The organism is Micromonospora desertarenae (assembly GCF_056150265.1).
The window spans coordinates 64,307-81,713 of the sequence record NZ_JAXCFQ010000003.1 but is presented as its reverse complement, the minus strand read 5'-3'; the positions used below and the strand labels follow the sequence as shown (position 1 = coordinate 81,713).

Below are 17,407 nucleotides of genomic sequence, written 5' to 3'. Positions count from 1 at the left end.
CTGCGGCGGTGACCACCTCCACCGCGCTGCTCCTCGCCGACCTGACCGGGGTGGCCGTCTTCGCCGCCTCCGGTGCCTCCGCGGCGGTGGCCAAACGGCTCGACCTTTTCGGTGTCGTCTTCGTCGGCTTCGTCGCGGCCCTCGGCGGCGGTATCTTCCGGGACCTGGTCATCGACGAGGTCCCGCCGCTGGCCTTCGCCGACTGGCGCTACGCGGCGACCGCGGCGGTCACCGCCGCCGCCGTGTTCTGGCTGCACCCCCAGCTCGCCCGGCTGCGCACCACCGTGCTGGTGCTGGACGCGGCCGGCCTCGGCCTGTTCACCGTCACCGGCACCCTGAAGGCCCTGGACGCCCAGGTGCCCGCGGTCGGCGCCTGCGTGATCGGCATGCTCACCGCGATCGGCGGCGGCCTCGGCCGGGACCTGCTCACCGCCGAGATCCCGGTGGTGCTCCGGCGGGAGATCTACGCGGTCGCCGCGCTCGTCGGCTCGGTCGTGGTGGCGATGCTGCACGCCCTCGACCGGGCCGAGGCGGGCTGGCTGATCGCCGCCGCGGCGCTGGTCTTCGGCATCCGCCTGGTGGCGCTGCGCCGGCGCTGGTCGGCCCCGGTGGCCACGCTGCGCCCGCCGCGCGGCCCGGGCCTCTGATCCGGCCGTCCCGGTGGTGGCGGGGACGCGCGGTGGTGGCGCTCCGGATGTGACCGGGGTGACCAGCGTGGCGTCCGCTGCACCCGGTGGGGGCCGCTGGTTATGCTGAGTCGGCCTTCGCGGCATCTTCTGCGCGGAGGCGTTTTCATGGGCGGCGGTCCCCGTTGGCCCTCGGCCGGGGTCCGCCTGTGTGCGGTCGGAGAGGAGCGTCGCGTGGCTGCCCGGTTGCCGGCGATCGAGACGTTTCCGGCACTACGCGCCTGGCAGCGCAAGGCGCTGGTGGAGTACCTGCGCCGCCGGAGCGAGGACTTCACAGCGGTCGCCACGCCCGGCGCCGGCAAGACCACCTTCGCCCTGCGGATCGCCGCCGAGCTGCTCGCCGACGGCACCGTCGAGGCGGTCACCGTGGTCGCCCCGACCGAGCACCTGAAGACCCAGTGGGCCGCCTCGGCCGCCCGGGTCGGCATCCAGCTCGACGCCGCGTTCCGCAACGCCGACCTGCACTCCTCGGCCGACTTCCACGGCGCGGTGGTCACCTACGCCCAGGTCGGCATGGCCCCGCAGGTGCACCGGCGGCGCACCATGACCCGGCGCACCCTGGTCATCCTCGACGAGATCCACCACGCCGGGGACTCCCGGTCCTGGGGTGACGGGGTGAAGGCCGCCTTCGAGCCGGCGGTCCGCCGGCTGATGCTCACCGGCACCCCGTTCCGCTCCGACGACAACCCGATCCCGTTCGTCAGCTACGAGCGGGGCGACGACGGCCTGCTCCGGTCCCGCGCCGACTCGGTCTACGGCTACTCCGACGCGCTGCGCGACGGCGTGGTCCGGCCGGTGCTCTTCCTGGCGTACTCGGGGGAGACGCGGTGGCGCACCAACGCCGGGGAGGAACTGGCCGCCCGGCTGGGCGAGCCGATGACCCAGGACCTGATCGCCCAGGCCTGGCGGACCGCCCTGGACCCGGCCGGTGACTGGATGCCGCAGGTGCTGCGGGCCGCCGACGCACGGCTCACCGTGCTGCGCGAGGCCGGCATGAGCGACGCGGGCGGTCTGGTGATCGCCAGCGACCAGCAGGCCGCCCGCGCGTACGCCAAGCTGGTCGAGCAGGTGACCGGCGAGAAGGCGGCAGTGGTGCTCTCCGACGACGTCGGCGCCTCCGCGCGGATCGCCAGCTTCGCGGCGTCCGAGCAGCGCTGGCTGGTGGCGGTGCGGATGGTCTCCGAGGGGGTCGACATCCCCCGGCTGGCGGTCGGGGTCTACGCCACCAGCGCCAGCACGCCGCTCTACTTCGCCCAGGCGATCGGCCGGTTCGTCCGGGCCCGTCGCCCCGGCGAGACCGCCTCGGTCTTCCTGCCCAGCGTGCCGCACCTGCTCGGGCTGGCCAGCGAGATGGAGGCCGAGCGGGACCACGTGCTCGGCAAGCCGAAGGACCGCGAGGGCTTCGACGACGACCTGCTGGAACGCGCCCAGCGCGACGAGCAGGCCAGCGGCGAGCTGGAGAAGCGGTTCGCGGCGCTCTCCGCCACCGCCGAACTGGACCAGGTGATCTTCGACGGCGCCTCGTTCGGCACCGCCGCCCAGGCCGGCACCCCGGAGGAGGAGGAGTACCTCGGCCTGCCCGGCCTGCTCACCGCCGACCAGGTGGCCCTGCTGCTGAGCAAGCGGCAGGCCGAGCAGCTGGCCGCCCAGCGGCGCAAGGCCGCCGCGCGGGCGACCGAGCCGGCCGCCGACGCGCCCCCGCAGCCGGCCGCCCCGATGAGTGCCGCCCAGCGCCGGGTGGCGCTGCGCCGGCAGTTGAACGCCCTGGTGGCCGCCCGGCACCACCGCACCGGCCAGCCGCACGGCAAGATCCACGCCGAGCTGCGCCGGCTCTGCGGCGGCCCGCCCAGCGCCCAGGCCACCATCGAACAACTCGAAGAGCGCATCGCCACCGTCCAGACCCTCTGACGGCCGGACGCTCATCCCGCCGTGCCCTGATCGTCTCGCCGTGAGCAGCGCAGCAGGCCCACCGCACGCCTGCCCCGCATCGGCCGACCTGAGCCGGGGGTGAGGGGTGCGTGGGGTGGATGCGATCGGGCGGTCACCGGGCGCGGACAGCGAAAAGCCGGCCGGAGGCACCCTGGGGGTGCCTCCGGCCGGCTATGTCGGTTAGCGGACTCAGTTCGCCATCAGATCGGCGCCACGCCAGCTGAACTCGGGGTCCGTGGCGTACCGCACGGTGATCTTCACGAGATCCTCCGCGTACTTGTTCGCGTGGTGCCCACAGAACACCAGCTCGCTACCACCCGCCAGAGTGATCCGGAGCTTGCCGGCAGCATTGCAGCGGTCGCACCGTTCATCGGCGGCCGGGGGGCTCACCGTCTCGGGCGGCGGCGTGAGGGTCGGGGTCATCGCCTTCCTCCTCTGGTCGTCACCGATGAACAATCTCTTCGGTCGTTGCTCACCTATCGTGCAACACCCTTGTGGGGCCTTGCCTTCCCTGTGTGCCCGCGCGGGATGGAGGTCACACATGGCAGGCACAGTGTGCCGTGCACCAAGGGTGCCACGTCAACGATCACATTCGCGCAACCGAAGGATCACCATCCGACGTTGCACGCCAAGTGGCCAAAACGACACGCCGGGTTGACGATCGCGGATCAGTCGAGGTAATCCCGCAGCACCTGCGACCGCGACGGGTGACGCAGCTTGGACATCGTCTTGGACTCGATCTGCCGGATACGCTCCCGGGTCACGCCGTACACCTGGCCGATCTCGTCCAGGGTGCGCGGCTGGCCGTCGGTGAGGCCGAAGCGCAGGCGTACCACACCCGCCTCACGCTCGGACAACGTCTGCAGCACCTGCTGGAGCTGGTCCTGCAGCAGCGAGAACGAGACGGCGTCGACCGCGACCACGGCCTCCGAGTCCTCGATGAAGTCGCCGAGCTGGCTGTCGCCCTCGTCACCGATGGTCTGGTCGAGCGAGATGGGCTCCCGGGCGTACTGCTGGATCTCCAGCACCTTCTCCGGTGTGATGTCCATCTCCTTGGCCAGCTCCTCCGGGGTGGGCTCGCGGCCCAGGTCCTGGAGCAGCTCGCGCTGGATCCGGCCGAGCTTGTTGATCACCTCGACCATGTGCACCGGGATGCGGATGGTGCGGGCCTGGTCGGCCATGGCGCGGGTGATGGCCTGGCGGATCCACCAGGTGGCGTAGGTGGAGAACTTGTAGCCCTTGGTGTAGTCGAACTTCTCGACCGCGCGGATCAGGCCGAGGTTGCCCTCCTGGATCAGGTCGAGGAAGGCCATGCCGCGACCGGTGTAGCGCTTGGCCAGCGAGACGACCAGCCGCAGGTTGGCCTCGAGCAGGTGGTTCTTGGCACGCTCGCCGTCGCGGGAGATCCAGAGCAGGTCCCGCTGCATGTCGCGGGTGAGCTTCTCCTCGCCCTCCTCGGCCGCGCGCAGCCGCTCGGCGGCGTAGAGCCCGGCCTCGATCCGCTTGGCGAGCTCCACCTCCTGCTCGGCGTTGAGCAGCGGCACCTTGCCGATCTGCTTGAGGTACGCCCGGACCGAGTCCGCGGAGGCGGTCAGCTCGGCGTCCCGGCGGGCCTGCTTGAGCGCCTCGGACTCCTCGTCGTCCCACTCGAAGTCGTTGTCGCTGGCCGAGTTGGCCGCGTCGGTCTCGGCGGCCTGGGTCAGCTCGGCCGGCTCCTCGACCACGACGTCCTCGATCTCGGCGGCGAGTTCCTCCGGGTCGATCTCGCCCTCGGCGGCGTCGCCCTTGGCCTTGCCGGCGGCCTTGGTGGCCTTCGCCGGGCCGGTCGCGGCGGCCACCGTGGCCTTGGTGGCCCGGGTGGCCTTCTTGGCCGGCGCGGCGGCCTTGGCGGCCACGTCGGCGGTGGTGCCGGCGGCCTTGCGCGCGGTCGCCTTCCGCGGCGCCGGCGCCGGGGCCTCCTCGGCGGCGGGCGCCTGCTTCGGGGCCGGCGCGGCGGCCTTCTTGGTGGTCTTGGCGGTGGTGGCCCGGGACGCCGGCGTGGCCGAGCGGGCGGCGGCCACCCGGCGGCGGGTGCTGGCCGAGCCGTCCACCACCACGGTCACTCCCGCCTCGGAGAGCGCCCGCAGGATCTTCTTGGCCTGGGCCGGAGTCACCTCGGCGGACTCGACGGTGCGCGCGAGCTGGGCCGACGTGAGCTGGCCGCCGGCGCTCTGCGCGTGGGCGATCAGGGTGTCGGTGAGCGAGCGAACGTCGGCGCCGGTCTGGCGGGGTTCTGTCACGAATGACCTTCCGGAGGCGAAGAGCGAGCACGGCCGGGTCGTCCGACGCAGAGCGGGGCACCGTGCCGAACGATGTGGTTGAGGAACCCCCGTGTCCCGGGCCGGCCGGTCGCTGGCGGTCCGTGGCGCGTGGGCAGGGGTGAATTGTAACGCCGTCTGCGGCGATCATCCTGCGGCGCACGGCGTACCCGCGGCGGGGACCGCGGATTCGACGCAGATGTGGACTTTGTAAGGATGATACCCGCGCAGGATCCGGAACACCCCGGTCGTGCGGGAAGGGGACGGACGATGGACCGGACGGCGCCGGCGCCGCGGGAACTGCTGGAGATCGCGGTCGAGGTGGCCCGGGACGCGGCCGCGACGGCGCACCGGATGCGGGCCGAGGGCGTGTCGGTGGCGGCCACCAAGAGCACCGCCACGGACGTGGTGACCGCCGCGGACCGGGCGGTGGAGCGGCAGGTGATGGCGGCGCTGCACCGGCTGCGGCCGGCGGACGCGGTGCTCGGCGAGGAGTACGGCGCGGGCGGCCCGGCCGGGCCGGGCGGGGTGCGCTGGATCCTCGACCCGATCGACGGCACCGTGAACTACCTCTACGGGCTGCCGCACTGCGCGGTCTCGCTGGCCGCCGAGGTGGACGGCCAGGTGGTCGCCGGGGTGGTGCGCAACGTCAGCACCGGCGAGGAGTGGACCGCCACCCGGGGTGGCGGCGCCTGGCGCGACGGCGAGCGGCTGCGCTGCTCCACCGAGACGGATCTCGGCCAGGCGCTGGTGGCCACCGGTTTCGGCTACGACCCGGGGCGTCGGGCGCACCAGGCCCGGGTGATCGCCGAGCTGATCCCGCACGTGCGGGACATCCGCCGGCTGGGCGCCGCCGCGCTCGACCTCTGCCTGGCCGCCGAGGGCCGGGTGGACGCGTACTACGAGAAGGGGCTGGCCGCCTGGGACCTGGCCGCCGGCGGCCTGGTGGCCGGCGAGGCCGGACTGCGGGTCGGCGGACTGGGCGGGCTCCCGCCGGGCCCGGACATGGTCATCGCCGCCCCGCCGGCGCTGTTCGGGCCGCTGCACACCCGGCTGGCCGACCTGGACGCCTCCGGCGGCCCCTGACGGCCGTCCGCGCCCCGGCCGCCCTCGGATCTCCGGCGGCGTGGCCCGGCGGGCAGCGGCGCCCCGGCGCGGGCCGGCCCCGTTCCCCGGGCGGCCATGGCGACCGGGAGCCGCTGGAGCCGACCGGGCCGGTCAGCCCTTCTCGGGCATCGGGCAGGAGCCGGGCGGCGCCACCGGCGAGCCCAGGTCGCCCAGCGACTGGTTGACCTCGGTGGTGGTGGCCAACTGCTGGAAGTCGTTGCCCAGCACCACGTCGACGGTGTCGTCCTGGCGGCCGGCGTCGTACTCGTACTTGGCGGCGTTCAGGAAGTACGCCCGGAGCAGGTGGGCCGAGCCGACGCCCTTCGGGCCGTAGCGCAGCACCGCCACCTCGTCGACCTGCTTCTTCTCGTTGCCTTCCTTCTTGACCTGGAACTTCCGGTTGCGGAAGTCGTCGGCGATGTTGGCGGCGAGACCCGGCTGGTCGGTGCCGTTCAGCACGTTGATCTTCACGTCCTTGGGCTCGCGCAGGCTCACGTCGACCAGCGGCCAGCCCTCCGGGCAGCCACCGGCGAGGCCGGCGTTGCCCTGGGTGTCGCGGACCAGCGCGACGACCACGAAGACCAGGGCGAGCACCCCCAGCAGGCCGACGACAACGAGTGCTCGCACTCGCGCAAAGCTCATCAGGGTGCTCCCGGACAGTGATGGGTGGCGGCGGCCGCCGGCGGTCGGACCGCCCCGCCGGCCGTCGAGTACGCCGCTGAGGTTAACGGTTGTCCGGCCGTCGCGTGGAAACAGCCGGACATGCCGGCGCGCCATCCCGGAACCGGGTACTACTACCCCTATCTTCGTGTCGCCTGAGTCACATTGGGAACAACTTCGCGTGCGGGGGCGTACATCTCAGCCACGAGGGCGGTATACATGCCTCGCCCAAAGGGGGGGTATGGTTCCGCGCTCGCTGGAGGAGTTCCTCTGGCGGCGCCGGCCCGTACGGTCAGCCGGGTCGGGTGACCGACACAAGTGGTGGCCGGCCAGCGGAACCGAAACAGCGTCGTCCGGCGTTACAACCGGAAGCGACAACATCGATATGGGAGAGTGAAACCGATGGCCACCGACTACGACGCCCCGCGTCGCGACGAGGTCGACCTCGGCGAGGACAGCCTGGAAGAGCTCAAGGCCCGGCGCGTCGACTCACAGTCGGGCGCCGTGGACGTCGACGAGGCCGAGGTGGCCGAGAGCTTCGAGCTGCCCGGCGCCGACCTGGCCGACGAGGAGCTCACGGTCAAGGTGCTGCCGATGCAGCAGGACGAGTTCCGCTGCGCCCGCTGCTTCCTGGTGCACCACCGCAGCCAGCTGGCGGTCGAGCGCAACGGCGAGCTGATCTGCCGCGAGTGCGTCTGATCCGCACCGGGTCCACCAGCGGCGGCTCCCGGGCGGGGGCCGCCGCTGTCCGAGTCGTCGTGCGGCGCGCCCGGGGAACTGCTTGACTCGTGACGGGTAGCCGGCACGGAGGTTGGTTCGATGAGCGAGCGTGGCGCGGACGAGGCGGGTGTGGGCGAGCGTGGCGCGGACGACGAGCTGGGGGCGACCGTCGCCGCGCTGACCGCCGACGAGATCGAGCCGGCCCGGCGCCGGCAACTGCTCACCCGGCTCGTCGGGCAGGCCCGGGCCCGCGGGCTCGGCGACCTGTTCAAGCCCCGCGCCGCGGTCCGCTGGATGGTCGACACGGTCGCCGAGATCGCGCCGCACGTGCCGGTGCGTGACCTGGCCACCCTGCGCCGGCACTTCCCCGGGCTGGACGACGACGCGCTCGCCGACCGGCTGGTACGCAACGCCGCCCGGGCGACGGCCGGGGTGGGCGCCGCCGGTGGCGGCGTCGCCGCCGTGGAGTGGGCGGTCACCCCGACCCTGCTCTCCGCGCCGGTGCTGCTGGCCGCCGAGACGGTCGCCGTGGTGGCGATCGAGCTGAAGCTGGTCGGCGAGCTGCACGAGGTCTACGGGGTCTCGCTGCCGATGGGCGGCACCCCGCGCGCCGTCGCGCTGGTGCACTCCTGGGCCAGCCAGCGCGGGGTCAACCCGATGATCCCCGGCGCCGGGGTGGGCGCCGTGCTCGGCACCGCGGCCCGCCGGGAACTGCGGGACACCCTGCTGCGGCGCTTCGGGCGCAACCTGACCACGCTCGGGCCGTTCCTCACCGGGGCGGCGGTCGCCAGCTACCTCAACCGGCGGGCCACCCGGGGGTTGGCCGACCAGGTCCGGGCCGACCTGCACCGCAGGCGCCGCGCGTTGCCGGGGGCCCCACCGGAGCCGCCCGGCGCGTCCGCGCGCCCCTGAGCGGCGGCGGTCAGCCGGCGTCGCGGGCGGCCAGGATCGCCTCGGCCAGCTCGACCGGGCGGCGGCTGCTCACCACCCAGAACGGGGTCGGGTCGGCCGGGTCGTCCAGCACCACCTGCACCGCGCCGCTGATCCACGGCCGCTGCACCACGAACGCCAGCGGATCCGCGCCGACCCCGAGCACCTCGCGCCGGCCGGCGGCGTCCAGCGGGATCGCGTCCGCCACGAACCGCACCGGCAGGCGGGCGTCGTCCACCCGCAGCTCGCCGTCGCGTACCGCGACCCGGACCCGGCCGAGCCAGGCCAGACCGAGCACGGCCGCCGGCGGCAGCACCGCGAACGGCAGCCACGCGCGGACCCCGGAGTAGCCCATCCAGAGCTCGGCGGCGAGCAGGGCGGCCGCGGCCACCCCGGCCAGCCAGAGCCACCAGGGCAGGCCGAGCCGCTCGGAGTGCTCGGTGGGCGCCGCGACGGGCGACGTCGGCGACGGCGACGGCGAGGATGGCGACAGGCTCACAGTCCGAGGGTACGGCGCACAACCGCCCGGGTACCCGGCAGGATGGCAGGGTCACCCCGTGAACCGGACGGAAGAGGGGAACCGTGACCGACGTCGTACCCGTGCCCGTACGGCAGCTCGACCCGGAGCTGCCGCTGCCGGCGTACGCCCATCCCGGTGACGCCGGGGCCGACCTGGTGGCTGCCGCGGACGTGGAGCTGCCACCCGGCGGTCGGGCCCTGGTCCCGACCGGCCTGGCGATCGCCCTCCCCGAGGGGTACGTGGGCCTGGTCCACCCCCGGTCGGGGCTGGCGGCCAGGCTCGGCGTGACCGTGCTCAACGCGCCCGGTACGGTCGACGCCGGCTACCGGGGTGAGATCCTGGTCAACCTGATCAACCATGATCGGGACGTGCCGGCGAAGATCTCCCGTGGCGACCGGATCGCCCAGCTCGTCATCCAGCGGGTGGAACGGGCGGTCTTCCAGCCGGTGGTCGAGCTGCCCGCGTCCCCGCGCGGCGCCGGCGGGCACGGCTCCACCGGCGGGCACGCCGGGCTGGTGCCGCCCGCGCCGCGCACCGACGGGGCGGACGGGCGGACGGAAGAGGTGGCAGGGTGAGTGCGAACAGCGGAGGGTTGGCGCAGTGATCTTCTCCCGTAAGCGGGCCGACGCCGGGCGGCGCGGCCGCGACGAGCGGACCACCGAGGTCCTCGACAGCCACGACGGCGAGCAGACCCCGGCGGCCCCGGCGCGCGGCCCGTACGACGTCAGCGAGGCGCCCGCCGGCGTGCAGCGGCTCGACCTGGGCAGCCTGCAGATCCCGGCGGTGCCCGAGGTGGAGGTGCGGGTGCAGGCCGACCCGCAGGGCGTGATCCAGCAGGTGGTGCTGGTGCACGGCCAGAACGCGCTCCAACTCGGCGTCTTCGCCGCGCCCCGCTCCGAGGGCATCTGGGACGAGGTGCGCGAGGAGATCCGGCAGTCGCTGTTCAACGACGGCGCCGCCGCCCAGGAGGCCGAGGGGGAGTACGGCACCGAGCTGCGGGCCCGGGTGCGCACCCCGGACGGCCTGACCGACCTGCGGTTCGTCGGCATCGACGGGCCGCGCTGGATGGTCCGCGGGGTCTACCAGGGCCCGGCGGCCGTCGACCCGGCCGCGGCCGGGCCGCTGGCCCAGTGCCTCGACGGGCTGGTGGTCGACCGGGGCCAGGAGGCGAAGCCGGTGCGCGAGCCGCTGCCGCTGCGGCTGCCCCGGGACGTCGCCGAGCAGGCCGCCCCGGCCGGCGCCGAGGGAGCCGACACGGGTGCGGCGGCCGGCCGGGCGGCTGCGGAGCCCCGCGAGGTCTGACCCGGCGTTCGCCGGCCCGCCGGGACCGGCCCGCTCGGCGTACGCTGGCGGAACGGTCCCGGCGCCGCCGGGCTCGGGCAGTGCCGGCGCGGGCCGGCCGGCGTGGAAGGGTGACGCGGAGGTCATGACGACCGACGAGGACCGGAGATCGCTGCGGCGGATGCTGCGCCGGTTCACGGCCAGCGAGGCCGAGATCGAGGCGCAGGAGCTGCAGAAGGAGAGCGCCGAGCACGGCGGCGTGCCGGCCCGGCAGTGCCACCGGGGCCAGGTGGTGTCCGTCTCCGGGCGGCTGCGCACCGTGGTCTACACCCCGCGCACCAACCTGCCCACCCTGGAGGCGGACCTCTACGACGGCAGCGACGTGGTGACGCTGGTCTGGCTGGGCCGGCGGCACATCGCCGGCATCGAGCCCGGCCGGCACCTCACCGCGCGCGGGCGGGTGGCCGTCCGGGACGACCGGAAGGTCATCTACAACCCGTACTACGAGCTGGAGTCGCCGAAGTGACGACCGGACAGCACCGGGCGGCGGAGCCGGAGACCGGGCCGGAGGAGGAGCGGCTGCCCTCCATCGCCGAGCAGATGGCCGACCAGCTCGGCGGCTGGCGGGGGCTGGTCGAGTCGAGCATCCCGGTGGTCGTCTTCGTGGTCGCCAACATCCTCGGCGAGCTGCGCCCCGCGGTGATCGCCGCGGTGGCCGTGGCGCTGGCGATCGCGGTGCTGCGGCTGGCCCAGCGCCGGCCCGTCCGGCACGCGGTCAACGGGCTCTTCGGCATCGCCATCGGCGCGGCGATCGCCTGGCGTACCGGCGACGAGCGGGACTTCTACCTCCCCGGCATCCTCTACGGCATCGGCTACGGCCTGGCGCTGCTGCTCTCGGCGGCGATCCGGCAGCCCCTGGTGGGGTGGATCTGGTCGGTGCTGGTGGCCAAGGGCCGCTCGGAGTGGCGCGACGACCCGCGGCTGGTGAAGACCTTCACCGGGCTGACCGTGCTCTGGGGCGTGGTCTGGCTGGCCAAGGTGGGCGTGCAGGCCGGGCTCTACCTCGCCCACCAGGACACCGCGCTCGGCGTGGCCCGGCTGGCGCTGGGCTACCCGCCCTACGCGCTGCTGCTGCTGATCACCGTCTGGACCGTCCGCCGGGCCACCCGGGAGAACCAGCCGGCCCCGCTGGCCGGCGGCTGAGCCACCCCCGGTCGGGGTCAGCGCGCCTCGCGGGTCCGCTCGACGCTGTCCGGCCCGAGCACCACGGCCCGCACCGCGTCCTCCACCTCGGCGGTGCAGACGAAGATCAGCTCGTCGCCGGCCTCCAGCGGGTCGTCCGGGCTGGGCACCAGCACCCGCTTGCCCCGCAGGATCGCCACCAGCGCCGAGTCGCGGGGCAGCGGCACCGCGTGCAGCGGCTGGCCGACGTACGGGGCGGTGGTCGGCAGGGTGATCTCGACCAGGTTGGCCTCGCCCTGCCGGAAGGTCATCAGCCGGACCAGGTCGCCGACCGTGACCGCCTCCTCGACCAGGGCGGCCATCACCCGGGGCTTGCTCACCGCGACGTCCACGCCCCACTGCTCGGTGAAGAGCCACTCGTTCTCGGCCCGGTTCACCCGGGCGACCACCCGGGGCACCGCGAACTCGGTCTTGGCCAGCAGCGACACCACCAGGTTGACCTTGTCGTCGCCGGTGGCCGCGACCACCACGTCGCAGCCGGCGACGTTGGCCTCCTCCAGGCTGGTCAGCTCGCACGCGTCGGCCAGCACCCACTCCGCGGCCGGCACCCGGTCCGGCCGGAGCATCTTGGGCTGGCGCTCGATGAGCATCACCTGGTGGCCGTTGTCGATCAGCTCCTGGGCGATGGAACGGCCCACGTTGCCGGCGCCGGCGATGGCGATCCGCATGCTCAGTGCACTCCTTCCGGCGGCGCCGCCGCCACCGACGTGACCGTCGCCACGATGTCGTCGGTGACCAGCATGAAGACCTGGTCACCCTCCTGCACGACGCTGGACGTGGTGGGCAGCGTGCCGATGCCGAAGCGGGTCAGGTACGCCACCCGGGCCCCGGTGGCCTCCTCCAGGGCGCGCACCGGCCGGCCGATCCAGTCCTTGTGCGTCGGCACCTCGACGATCGACACCGTGCTGGTCGGGTCGCGGAAGATCTCCACGTTCCCCTCCGGCACCAGGTGCCGCAGCATCCGGTCGGCCGTCCACCGGACGGTGGCCACGGTGGGGATGCCGAGCCGCTCGTAGACCTGGGCGCGGCGCTGGTCGTAGATCCGGGCGGCGACCCGGGACACCCCGAAGGTCTCCCGGGCCAGCCGGGCCGAGATGATGTTGGAGTTGTCGCCGCTGGAGACCGCCGCGAAGGCGTCCGCCCGCTCGATGCCGGCCTGGCGCAGCACCTCGCCGTCGAAGCCGGCGCCGGTGACGGTGATCCCGGCGAAGTCCGGGCCGAGCCGGCGGAAGGCGTCGGCGTCCTGGTCGATGACCGCCACCGAGTGCCCCCGGGACTCCAGGCTGTGGGCGAGGGTCGAGCCGACCCGGCCACATCCCATGATCACGACGTGCACGCTGCCCTCCCAAGGTGCCACCCGCCCCCGCCGGATCGGGCGTGTGTCTGCGAGCCTGCCACGTTCCCGGCACGGGCGGGCACCGACGGTACTCCGCCGGGGCGCCCCCGACGTGATCGACCACCCCCGCGCGCCCGGACGGCGGGTCGTACGCTTGGCGGTTGTGGCCAGTCCCACCTCGCTGCTGAAGCGGCTGCTCGTCGGTCGACCGTTCCGGTCCGACCGGCTCCAGCACACCCTCCTGCCGAAGCGCATCGCGCTGCCCGTCTTCGCCTCCGACGCCCTCTCCAGCGTGGCGTACGCGCCGGACGAGATCCTGCTGACGCTCTCCATCGCGGGCGCGTCGGCGTACCTCTTCTCGCCGTGGATCGCCCTCGCCGTGGTCGTGGTGATGCTGACGGTGGTGGCCAGCTACCGGCAGAACGTGCACGCCTACCCCTCCGGCGGCGGCGACTACGAGGTGGCCACGGTCAACCTCGGGCCGCGCGCCGGCGTCGGGGTGGCCAGCGCGCTGCTGGTCGACTACGTGCTGACGGTCGCGGTGTCGGTCTCCTCCGGGGTGGCCAACCTCGGCTCCGTGGTGCCGTTCGTGGCCACCCACAAGGTGCTCATCGCGGTCCTCGCGGTGGTGCTGCTGACCGCGATGAACCTGCGCGGGCTGCGCGAGTCCGGGACGGCCTTCGCCATCCCCACCTACGGGTTCGTCATCGTGATCGGCGCGATGCTGCTCACCGGCCTGATCCGGATCTTCGTGCTCGGTGACGACCTGCGCGCCCCCAGCGCCGACCTGGTGATCCAGGCCGAGCACAGCGTGACCGGCTTCGCCCTGGTCTTCCTGCTGCTGCGCACCTTCTCCTCGGGCTGCGCGGCGCTCACCGGCGTGGAGGCGATCTCCAACGGGGTGCCCGCCTTCAAGGCGCCGAAGAGCCGCAACGCGGCCACCACCCTGCTGCTGCTGGGCACCATCGCGGTGGCGATGCTGGTCGGCATCATCTGGCTGTCCCGGCTCACCGGGCTCCAGTTCGTCGAGGACCCGGCCCTGCAGATCGTCGCCGGCCCGGAGGGGTACGTGCAGAAGACGGTCACCACGCAGCTCGGCGAGACGGTCTTCGGCTCCGGCTCGGTGCTGCTCTACGTGGTGGCCGGGGCCACCGCGCTGATCCTCTTCCTGGCCGCGAACACCGCGTTCAACGGCTTCCCGGTGCTCGGCTCGATCCTCGCCCAGGACCGCTACCTGCCCCGCCAGCTGCACACCCGGGGCGACCGGCTGGCGTTCTCCAACGGCATCGTCTTCCTGGCCGTCTTCGCGATCGTGCTGATCGTCGGCTTCCAGGCCGAGGTGACCCGGCTCATCCAGCTCTACATCGTCGGGGTGTTCGTCTCGTTCACCCTCTCCCAGGCCGGCATGATCCGGCACTGGAACCGGCACCTGAAGACCGAGCGCGACCCGCAGGCCCGGCGGCGGATGCTCCGCTCCCGGGCGATCAACACCTTCGGCATGGCGATGACCGGCGCGGTGCTGGTCGTCGTCCTGGTCACCAAGTTCCTGCTCGGGGCGTGGATCGCGATCGCCGCGATGGCGGTGATCTACGTGCTGATGCTGGCCATCCGCCGGCACTACGACCGGGTGGCCGACGAGCTGACCCCGCCGGACGGCGGCCGCGCCGTGCTGCCCGCCCGCAACCACGCCGTGGTGCTGGTCAGCAAGCTGCACCAGCCGACGCTGCGGGCCATCGCCTACGCCCGGGCCACCCGGCCGGACACGCTGACCGCGGTGACCGTCAACGTGGACGACAAGGACACCCGGGATCTCCAGGAGGAGTGGGAGCGGCGGGAGCTGCCGGTGCCGCTGACCGTGATCGACTCGCCGTACCGGGAGATCACCCGGCCGATCCTCAACTACGTGGCCGGGGTCCGCCGGGAGTCCCCGCGCGACGTGGTCACCGTCTTCATCCCGGAGTACGTGGTCGGCCGCTGGTGGGAGAACCTGCTGCACAACCAGAGCGCGCTGCGGCTCAAGGGCCGGCTGCTCTTCGAGCCGGGGGTGATGGTGACCAGCGTGCCGTGGCAGCTGGAGTCGACCGCCAGCAAGAACCTCGACCGGCTCGACGCGACGCTCAGCCGCGGGCCGGCCCGGGGCCCGCGGGTGGTGCCGCGCAGCACCCTGCCGCCGGCCGTGCCGCCGCTCGGCGCCGACGAGCCCGGGGAGGGCGGCCGTGGCGCCGGGGCCCGCCGTGACTGAGCCGGGGCGGGGCCTGGAGGAGGCCGAGCGGGTCGAGCTGACCGTGGGGGCGGTCGCCCCCGGCGGGCACTGCGTGGCCCGGGTGGACGGCCAGGTGGTCTTCGTCCGGCACGCGCTGCCCGGCGAGCGGGTGGTCGCCGAGGTCACCGAGGTGCACAAGGGCTTCGTGCGGGCCGACGCGGTGACCGTGCTGACCGCCGCGCCGGAGCGCGTCGAGCCGCCCTGCCCGTACGCGAAGCCGGGCCGGTGCGGCGGCTGTGACCTGCAGCACGTCACCCCGGCGGCGCAGCTGGAGTGGAAGGCCGCGGTTGTGCGCGAGCAGCTCACCCGGCTCGGTGGGCTGACCGGGGACGAGCTGGACCGGCTGGGCGTACGGGTCGAGGCGCTGCCCGGCGGCCCGCTGGGCTGGCGCTCGCGGGTGCGCTACGCGGTGGACGCGGCCGGGCGGGCCGGCCTGCTCAAGCACCGCTCGCACGAGGTGGTGCCGATCGACCGCTGCCTGATCGCCCACCCGGTGATCCAGGAGCTGCCGGTGCTCAGCCCGAGCGGGGCGCGCTGGCCGGACGCGGACGCGGTGGACACGGTCGCCTCCACCGGCGGCGACGTCACCGTCTCCACCGTCGCCGAGGGGGTCGCCACGCCGGTCGACGGGCCGGCCGAGGTGCGCGAGGTGGCCGCCGGCCGGGAGTGGACGCTGCCCGCGTCCGCCTTCTGGCAGGTGCACCCGGCGGCGGCGGACACGCTGGTCGGCGCGGTGCTGGCGGCCCTGCAGCCGCGGCCGGGGGAGTCGGCCTGGGACCTCTACGGCGGGGCCGGGCTGTTCGCCGCGGCGGTGGCCGACCGGGTCGGCCCCGGCGGGCGGGTCACCCTGGTCGAGTCGGCCGCCCAGGGGGTGGCCGCGGCCCGGGAGAACCTGCGCGACCTGCGCCAGGTCGAGGTGGTGGCGGCCCGGGTGGAGACCGCGCTGGCCCGGCGCCGGATCACCGGCCCGGTCGACGTGGTGGTGCTCGACCCGCCGCGCTCCGGCGCCGGCGCCCGGGTGGTGCGCGAGCTGGCCGCCGCCGGCCCGCGCGCGGTGGCGTACGTGGCCTGCGACCCGGCGGCATTCGCCCGGGACGTGCGCACCTTCACCGGGCTCGGCTGGCGGCTGGCCACGGTGCGCGGCTTCGACCTGTTCCCGATGACCCAGCACGTCGAGCTGGTCGGGCTGCTGCTGCCGCCCGACTGAGCCGGCCGCGGTGCCCCGGCCGACCGCGCGGCCGGGTGGCGCTAGCCTGGCCCGGTGAAGATCGTCGGGCTGATGTCGGGCACCTCCTACGACGGGGTGGACGTGGCCGCCGCCGAGTTCGAGGTCGAGGGCGACACGCTGTGGCTGCGCCCGCTCGGCCACCGCGGGCTGGACTACGACGACGAGCTGCGCGCCGAGATCGGCGCGCTGCTGCCCCCGGCCGGCACCACCGTCGAGGCGGTCTGCCGGCTGGACAACCGGCTCGGCGAGGTCTTCGCCGAGGCGGCGGCGGTCGGGGTCGAGCTGGCCGGTGGCGCGGACGCGGTGGTCTCGCCCGGGCAGACGGTCTTCCACTGGGTCGCCGAGGGGCGCGCCCGGGGCACCCTGCAACTCGGCGCGGTGGCCCGGGTGGCCGCCCGGGTGGGCGTACCCGTGCTCAGCGACCTGCGCTCGGCGGACATCGCGGCCGGCGGGCAGGGCGCGCCGCTGGTCCCGGCCTTCGACGCGCTGCTGCTGGACCCGGCCGCCGGGCCGCGGGCGGCGCTCAACCTCGGCGGCATCGCCAACCTCACGGTGGTCGCGCCGGGCGCCCCGGTGCTCGGGTACGACGTCGGGCCGGCCAACGCGCTGCTCGACGCGGCCGCCCGCCGCCTCCTGGACCGCCCGTGCGATACCGACGGGGCCCGGGCGGCGGCCGGCCGGGTGCACGCCGGGCTGCTCGCCGCCCTGCTGGCCGAGCCGTACTACGCCGCGCCGCCGCCCAAGTCGACCGGCAAGGAGCTGTTCCACGCCGGCTACCTGGACCGGCACCTGGCCGCGGTCGGCGAGCCGGTGCCCACCGACGACGTGCTCGCCACGCTGACCGAGCTGACCGCCCGGGTGGTCGCCGCCGAGTGCGACCGGCACCGGGTGGTCGAGGTGGTGGCGGCCGGTGGCGGGGTGCGCAACCCCACCCTGCGGCGCCGGCTGGAGGCGCTGGGCGCCGGCCGGTGGCGGCTGCGCACCACCGACGAGCTGGGGGTGCCCGCGCAGGCCAAGGAGGCGTACGCGTTCGCCCTGCTGGGCTGGCTCTCCTGGCACGGGCTGCCGGGCGCGCTGTCGTCGGTGACCGGGGCCACCCGGGCCGCCGTGCTCGGCTCCTGGACCCCGGCCGGGCCGGCCCGCGACGCCGTCCCGCCCACCCCGCCGCGCCGGCTGCGGATCCGGTCCTGAGCTGGTGCTCAGCCCGG

At 74.5% G+C, this 17,407-nt stretch carries 18 protein-coding genes; 12 read left to right on the top strand and 6 right to left on the bottom strand.

Features of this window, described 5'->3' with window-relative positions:
- Positions 1-8: 8 nt before the first annotated feature.
- Both SM577_RS06325 and SM577_RS06320 read left to right on the top strand, forming a co-directional pair.
- Positions 9-647 (top strand): trimeric intracellular cation channel family protein, encoded by a 639-nt coding sequence (locus SM577_RS06325; protein ID WP_302917569.1) that lies wholly within the window; start codon positions 9-11, stop codon positions 645-647.
- A gap of 213 nt (positions 648-860) precedes the next feature.
- Positions 861-2,594, top strand: a complete 1,734-nt coding sequence (locus SM577_RS06320; protein WP_302917568.1) for a DEAD/DEAH box helicase — start codon at positions 861-863, stop codon at positions 2,592-2,594.
- A gap of 210 nt (positions 2,595-2,804) precedes the next feature.
- On the opposite strand, the gene SM577_RS06315 is transcribed toward SM577_RS06320, so the two are convergent.
- Both SM577_RS06315 and SM577_RS06310 read right to left on the bottom strand, forming a co-directional pair.
- Complete coding sequence (locus SM577_RS06315; RefSeq protein ID WP_073835435.1) at positions 2,805-3,038, bottom strand: DUF7455 domain-containing protein; 234 nt, start codon at positions 3,036-3,038, stop codon at positions 2,805-2,807.
- A 245-nt stretch (positions 3,039-3,283) separates the two neighbouring features.
- Positions 3,284-4,894, bottom strand: a complete 1,611-nt coding sequence (locus SM577_RS06310) for an RNA polymerase sigma factor (RefSeq protein ID WP_474586475.1) — start codon at positions 4,892-4,894, stop codon at positions 3,284-3,286.
- Between the two features lie 288 nt (positions 4,895-5,182).
- Here SM577_RS06310 and SM577_RS06305 point away from each other — a divergent pair, with 288 nt between their 5' ends.
- Entirely contained in the window at positions 5,183-5,998 is an 816-nt protein-coding gene (locus SM577_RS06305; protein WP_474586474.1) for an inositol monophosphatase family protein, read from the top strand.
- Between the two features lie 132 nt (positions 5,999-6,130).
- Here SM577_RS06305 and SM577_RS06300 read toward each other — a convergent pair whose 3' ends face one another.
- Positions 6,131-6,646, bottom strand: coding sequence for a LytR C-terminal domain-containing protein (locus SM577_RS06300; RefSeq protein ID WP_302917565.1), 516 nt, complete (start codon positions 6,644-6,646; stop codon positions 6,131-6,133).
- A 435-nt stretch (positions 6,647-7,081) separates the two neighbouring features.
- Between SM577_RS06300 and SM577_RS06295 the strand changes: the two genes are divergently transcribed.
- Both SM577_RS06295 and SM577_RS06290 read left to right on the top strand, forming a co-directional pair.
- Positions 7,082-7,378 (top strand): DUF4193 domain-containing protein, encoded by a 297-nt coding sequence (locus SM577_RS06295; protein ID WP_007075406.1) that lies wholly within the window; start codon positions 7,082-7,084, stop codon positions 7,376-7,378.
- A gap of 120 nt (positions 7,379-7,498) precedes the next feature.
- Positions 7,499-8,311, top strand: coding sequence for a hypothetical protein (locus SM577_RS06290; RefSeq protein ID WP_302917564.1), 813 nt, complete (start codon positions 7,499-7,501; stop codon positions 8,309-8,311).
- A 10-nt stretch (positions 8,312-8,321) separates the two neighbouring features.
- Here the strand turns inward: SM577_RS06290 and SM577_RS06285 are convergent, their stop codons facing one another.
- A complete protein-coding gene (locus SM577_RS06285; RefSeq protein ID WP_474586637.1) occupies positions 8,322-8,822 on the bottom strand; it encodes a DUF3093 domain-containing protein in 501 nt (166 codons plus the stop codon).
- 89 nt (positions 8,823-8,911) lie between these two features.
- Between SM577_RS06285 and dut the strand changes: the two genes are divergently transcribed.
- The 4 genes from dut to SM577_RS06265 all read left to right on the top strand — a co-directional run bounded on the left by dut (position 8,912) and on the right by SM577_RS06265 (position 11,333).
- The gene (dut, locus tag SM577_RS06280; RefSeq protein ID WP_302917563.1) at positions 8,912-9,424 is read left to right on the top strand and encodes a dUTP diphosphatase; all 513 of its coding nucleotides are present in this window, start codon (positions 8,912-8,914) and stop codon (positions 9,422-9,424) included.
- Positions 9,425-9,449: 25 nt separating this feature from the next.
- Complete coding sequence (locus SM577_RS06275) at positions 9,450-10,151, top strand: DUF3710 domain-containing protein (protein ID WP_302917562.1); 702 nt, start codon at positions 9,450-9,452, stop codon at positions 10,149-10,151.
- Positions 10,152-10,275: 124 nt separating this feature from the next.
- Entirely contained in the window at positions 10,276-10,656 is a 381-nt protein-coding gene (locus SM577_RS06270; RefSeq protein ID WP_302917561.1) for an OB-fold nucleic acid binding domain-containing protein, read from the top strand.
- Positions 10,653-11,333 carry a DUF3159 domain-containing protein gene (locus tag SM577_RS06265; protein WP_474586473.1) on the top strand — a complete coding sequence of 227 codons (681 nt, stop codon included), beginning with the start codon at positions 10,653-10,655 and terminating at the stop codon, positions 11,331-11,333. The genes SM577_RS06270 and SM577_RS06265 overlap by 4 nt, the downstream gene beginning before the upstream one ends.
- A 17-nt stretch (positions 11,334-11,350) precedes the next feature.
- Here SM577_RS06265 and SM577_RS06260 read toward each other — a convergent pair whose 3' ends face one another.
- Together SM577_RS06260 and SM577_RS06255 are read right to left on the bottom strand one after the other, a co-directional pair.
- Positions 11,351-12,040, bottom strand: a complete 690-nt coding sequence (locus SM577_RS06260; protein ID WP_088995322.1) for a potassium channel family protein — start codon at positions 12,038-12,040, stop codon at positions 11,351-11,353.
- A 2-nt stretch (positions 12,041-12,042) separates the two neighbouring features.
- Positions 12,043-12,708: a potassium channel family protein gene (locus SM577_RS06255; protein ID WP_474586472.1), complete on the bottom strand. Its 666-nt coding sequence runs from the start codon at positions 12,706-12,708 to the stop codon at positions 12,043-12,045.
- A gap of 163 nt (positions 12,709-12,871) precedes the next feature.
- On the opposite strand from SM577_RS06255, the gene SM577_RS06250 reads away from it, so the two are divergent.
- The 3 genes from SM577_RS06250 to SM577_RS06240 are packed head-to-tail and all read left to right on the top strand — an operon-like array spanning position 12,872 to position 17,390.
- On the top strand, positions 12,872-14,950 hold the full coding sequence (locus SM577_RS06250) for an APC family permease (RefSeq protein ID WP_302917558.1): 2,079 nt from the start codon (positions 12,872-12,874) through the stop codon (positions 14,948-14,950).
- Positions 14,943-16,178 (top strand): class I SAM-dependent RNA methyltransferase, encoded by a 1,236-nt coding sequence (locus SM577_RS06245; protein WP_302917557.1) that lies wholly within the window; start codon positions 14,943-14,945, stop codon positions 16,176-16,178. The genes SM577_RS06250 and SM577_RS06245 overlap by 8 nt, the downstream gene beginning before the upstream one ends.
- Positions 16,179-16,232: 54 nt before the next feature.
- The gene (locus SM577_RS06240; protein WP_474586471.1) at positions 16,233-17,390 is read left to right on the top strand and encodes an anhydro-N-acetylmuramic acid kinase; all 1,158 of its coding nucleotides are present in this window, start codon (positions 16,233-16,235) and stop codon (positions 17,388-17,390) included.
- The last annotated feature ends 17 nt before the right edge of the window (positions 17,391-17,407 follow it).

Excerpts from the sequence above, each read along its gene's own strand:
- SM577_RS06270 (WP_302917561.1), top strand. The coding sequence starts at position 10,276 with ATGACGACCGACGAGGACCGGAGATCGCTGCGGCGGATGCTGCGCCGG.
- SM577_RS06305 (WP_474586474.1), top strand. The coding sequence starts at position 5,183 with ATGGACCGGACGGCGCCGGCGCCGCGGGAACTGCTGGAGATCGCGGTC.
- SM577_RS06260 (WP_088995322.1), bottom strand. The coding sequence starts at position 12,040 with ATGCGGATCGCCATCGCCGGCGCCGGCAACGTGGGCCGTTCCATCGCC.
- SM577_RS06315 (WP_073835435.1), bottom strand. The coding sequence starts at position 3,038 with ATGACCCCGACCCTCACGCCGCCGCCCGAGACGGTGAGCCCCCCGGCC.
- SM577_RS06290 (WP_302917564.1), top strand. The coding sequence starts at position 7,499 with ATGAGCGAGCGTGGCGCGGACGAGGCGGGTGTGGGCGAGCGTGGCGCG.
- SM577_RS06295 (WP_007075406.1), top strand. The coding sequence starts at position 7,082 with ATGGCCACCGACTACGACGCCCCGCGTCGCGACGAGGTCGACCTCGGC.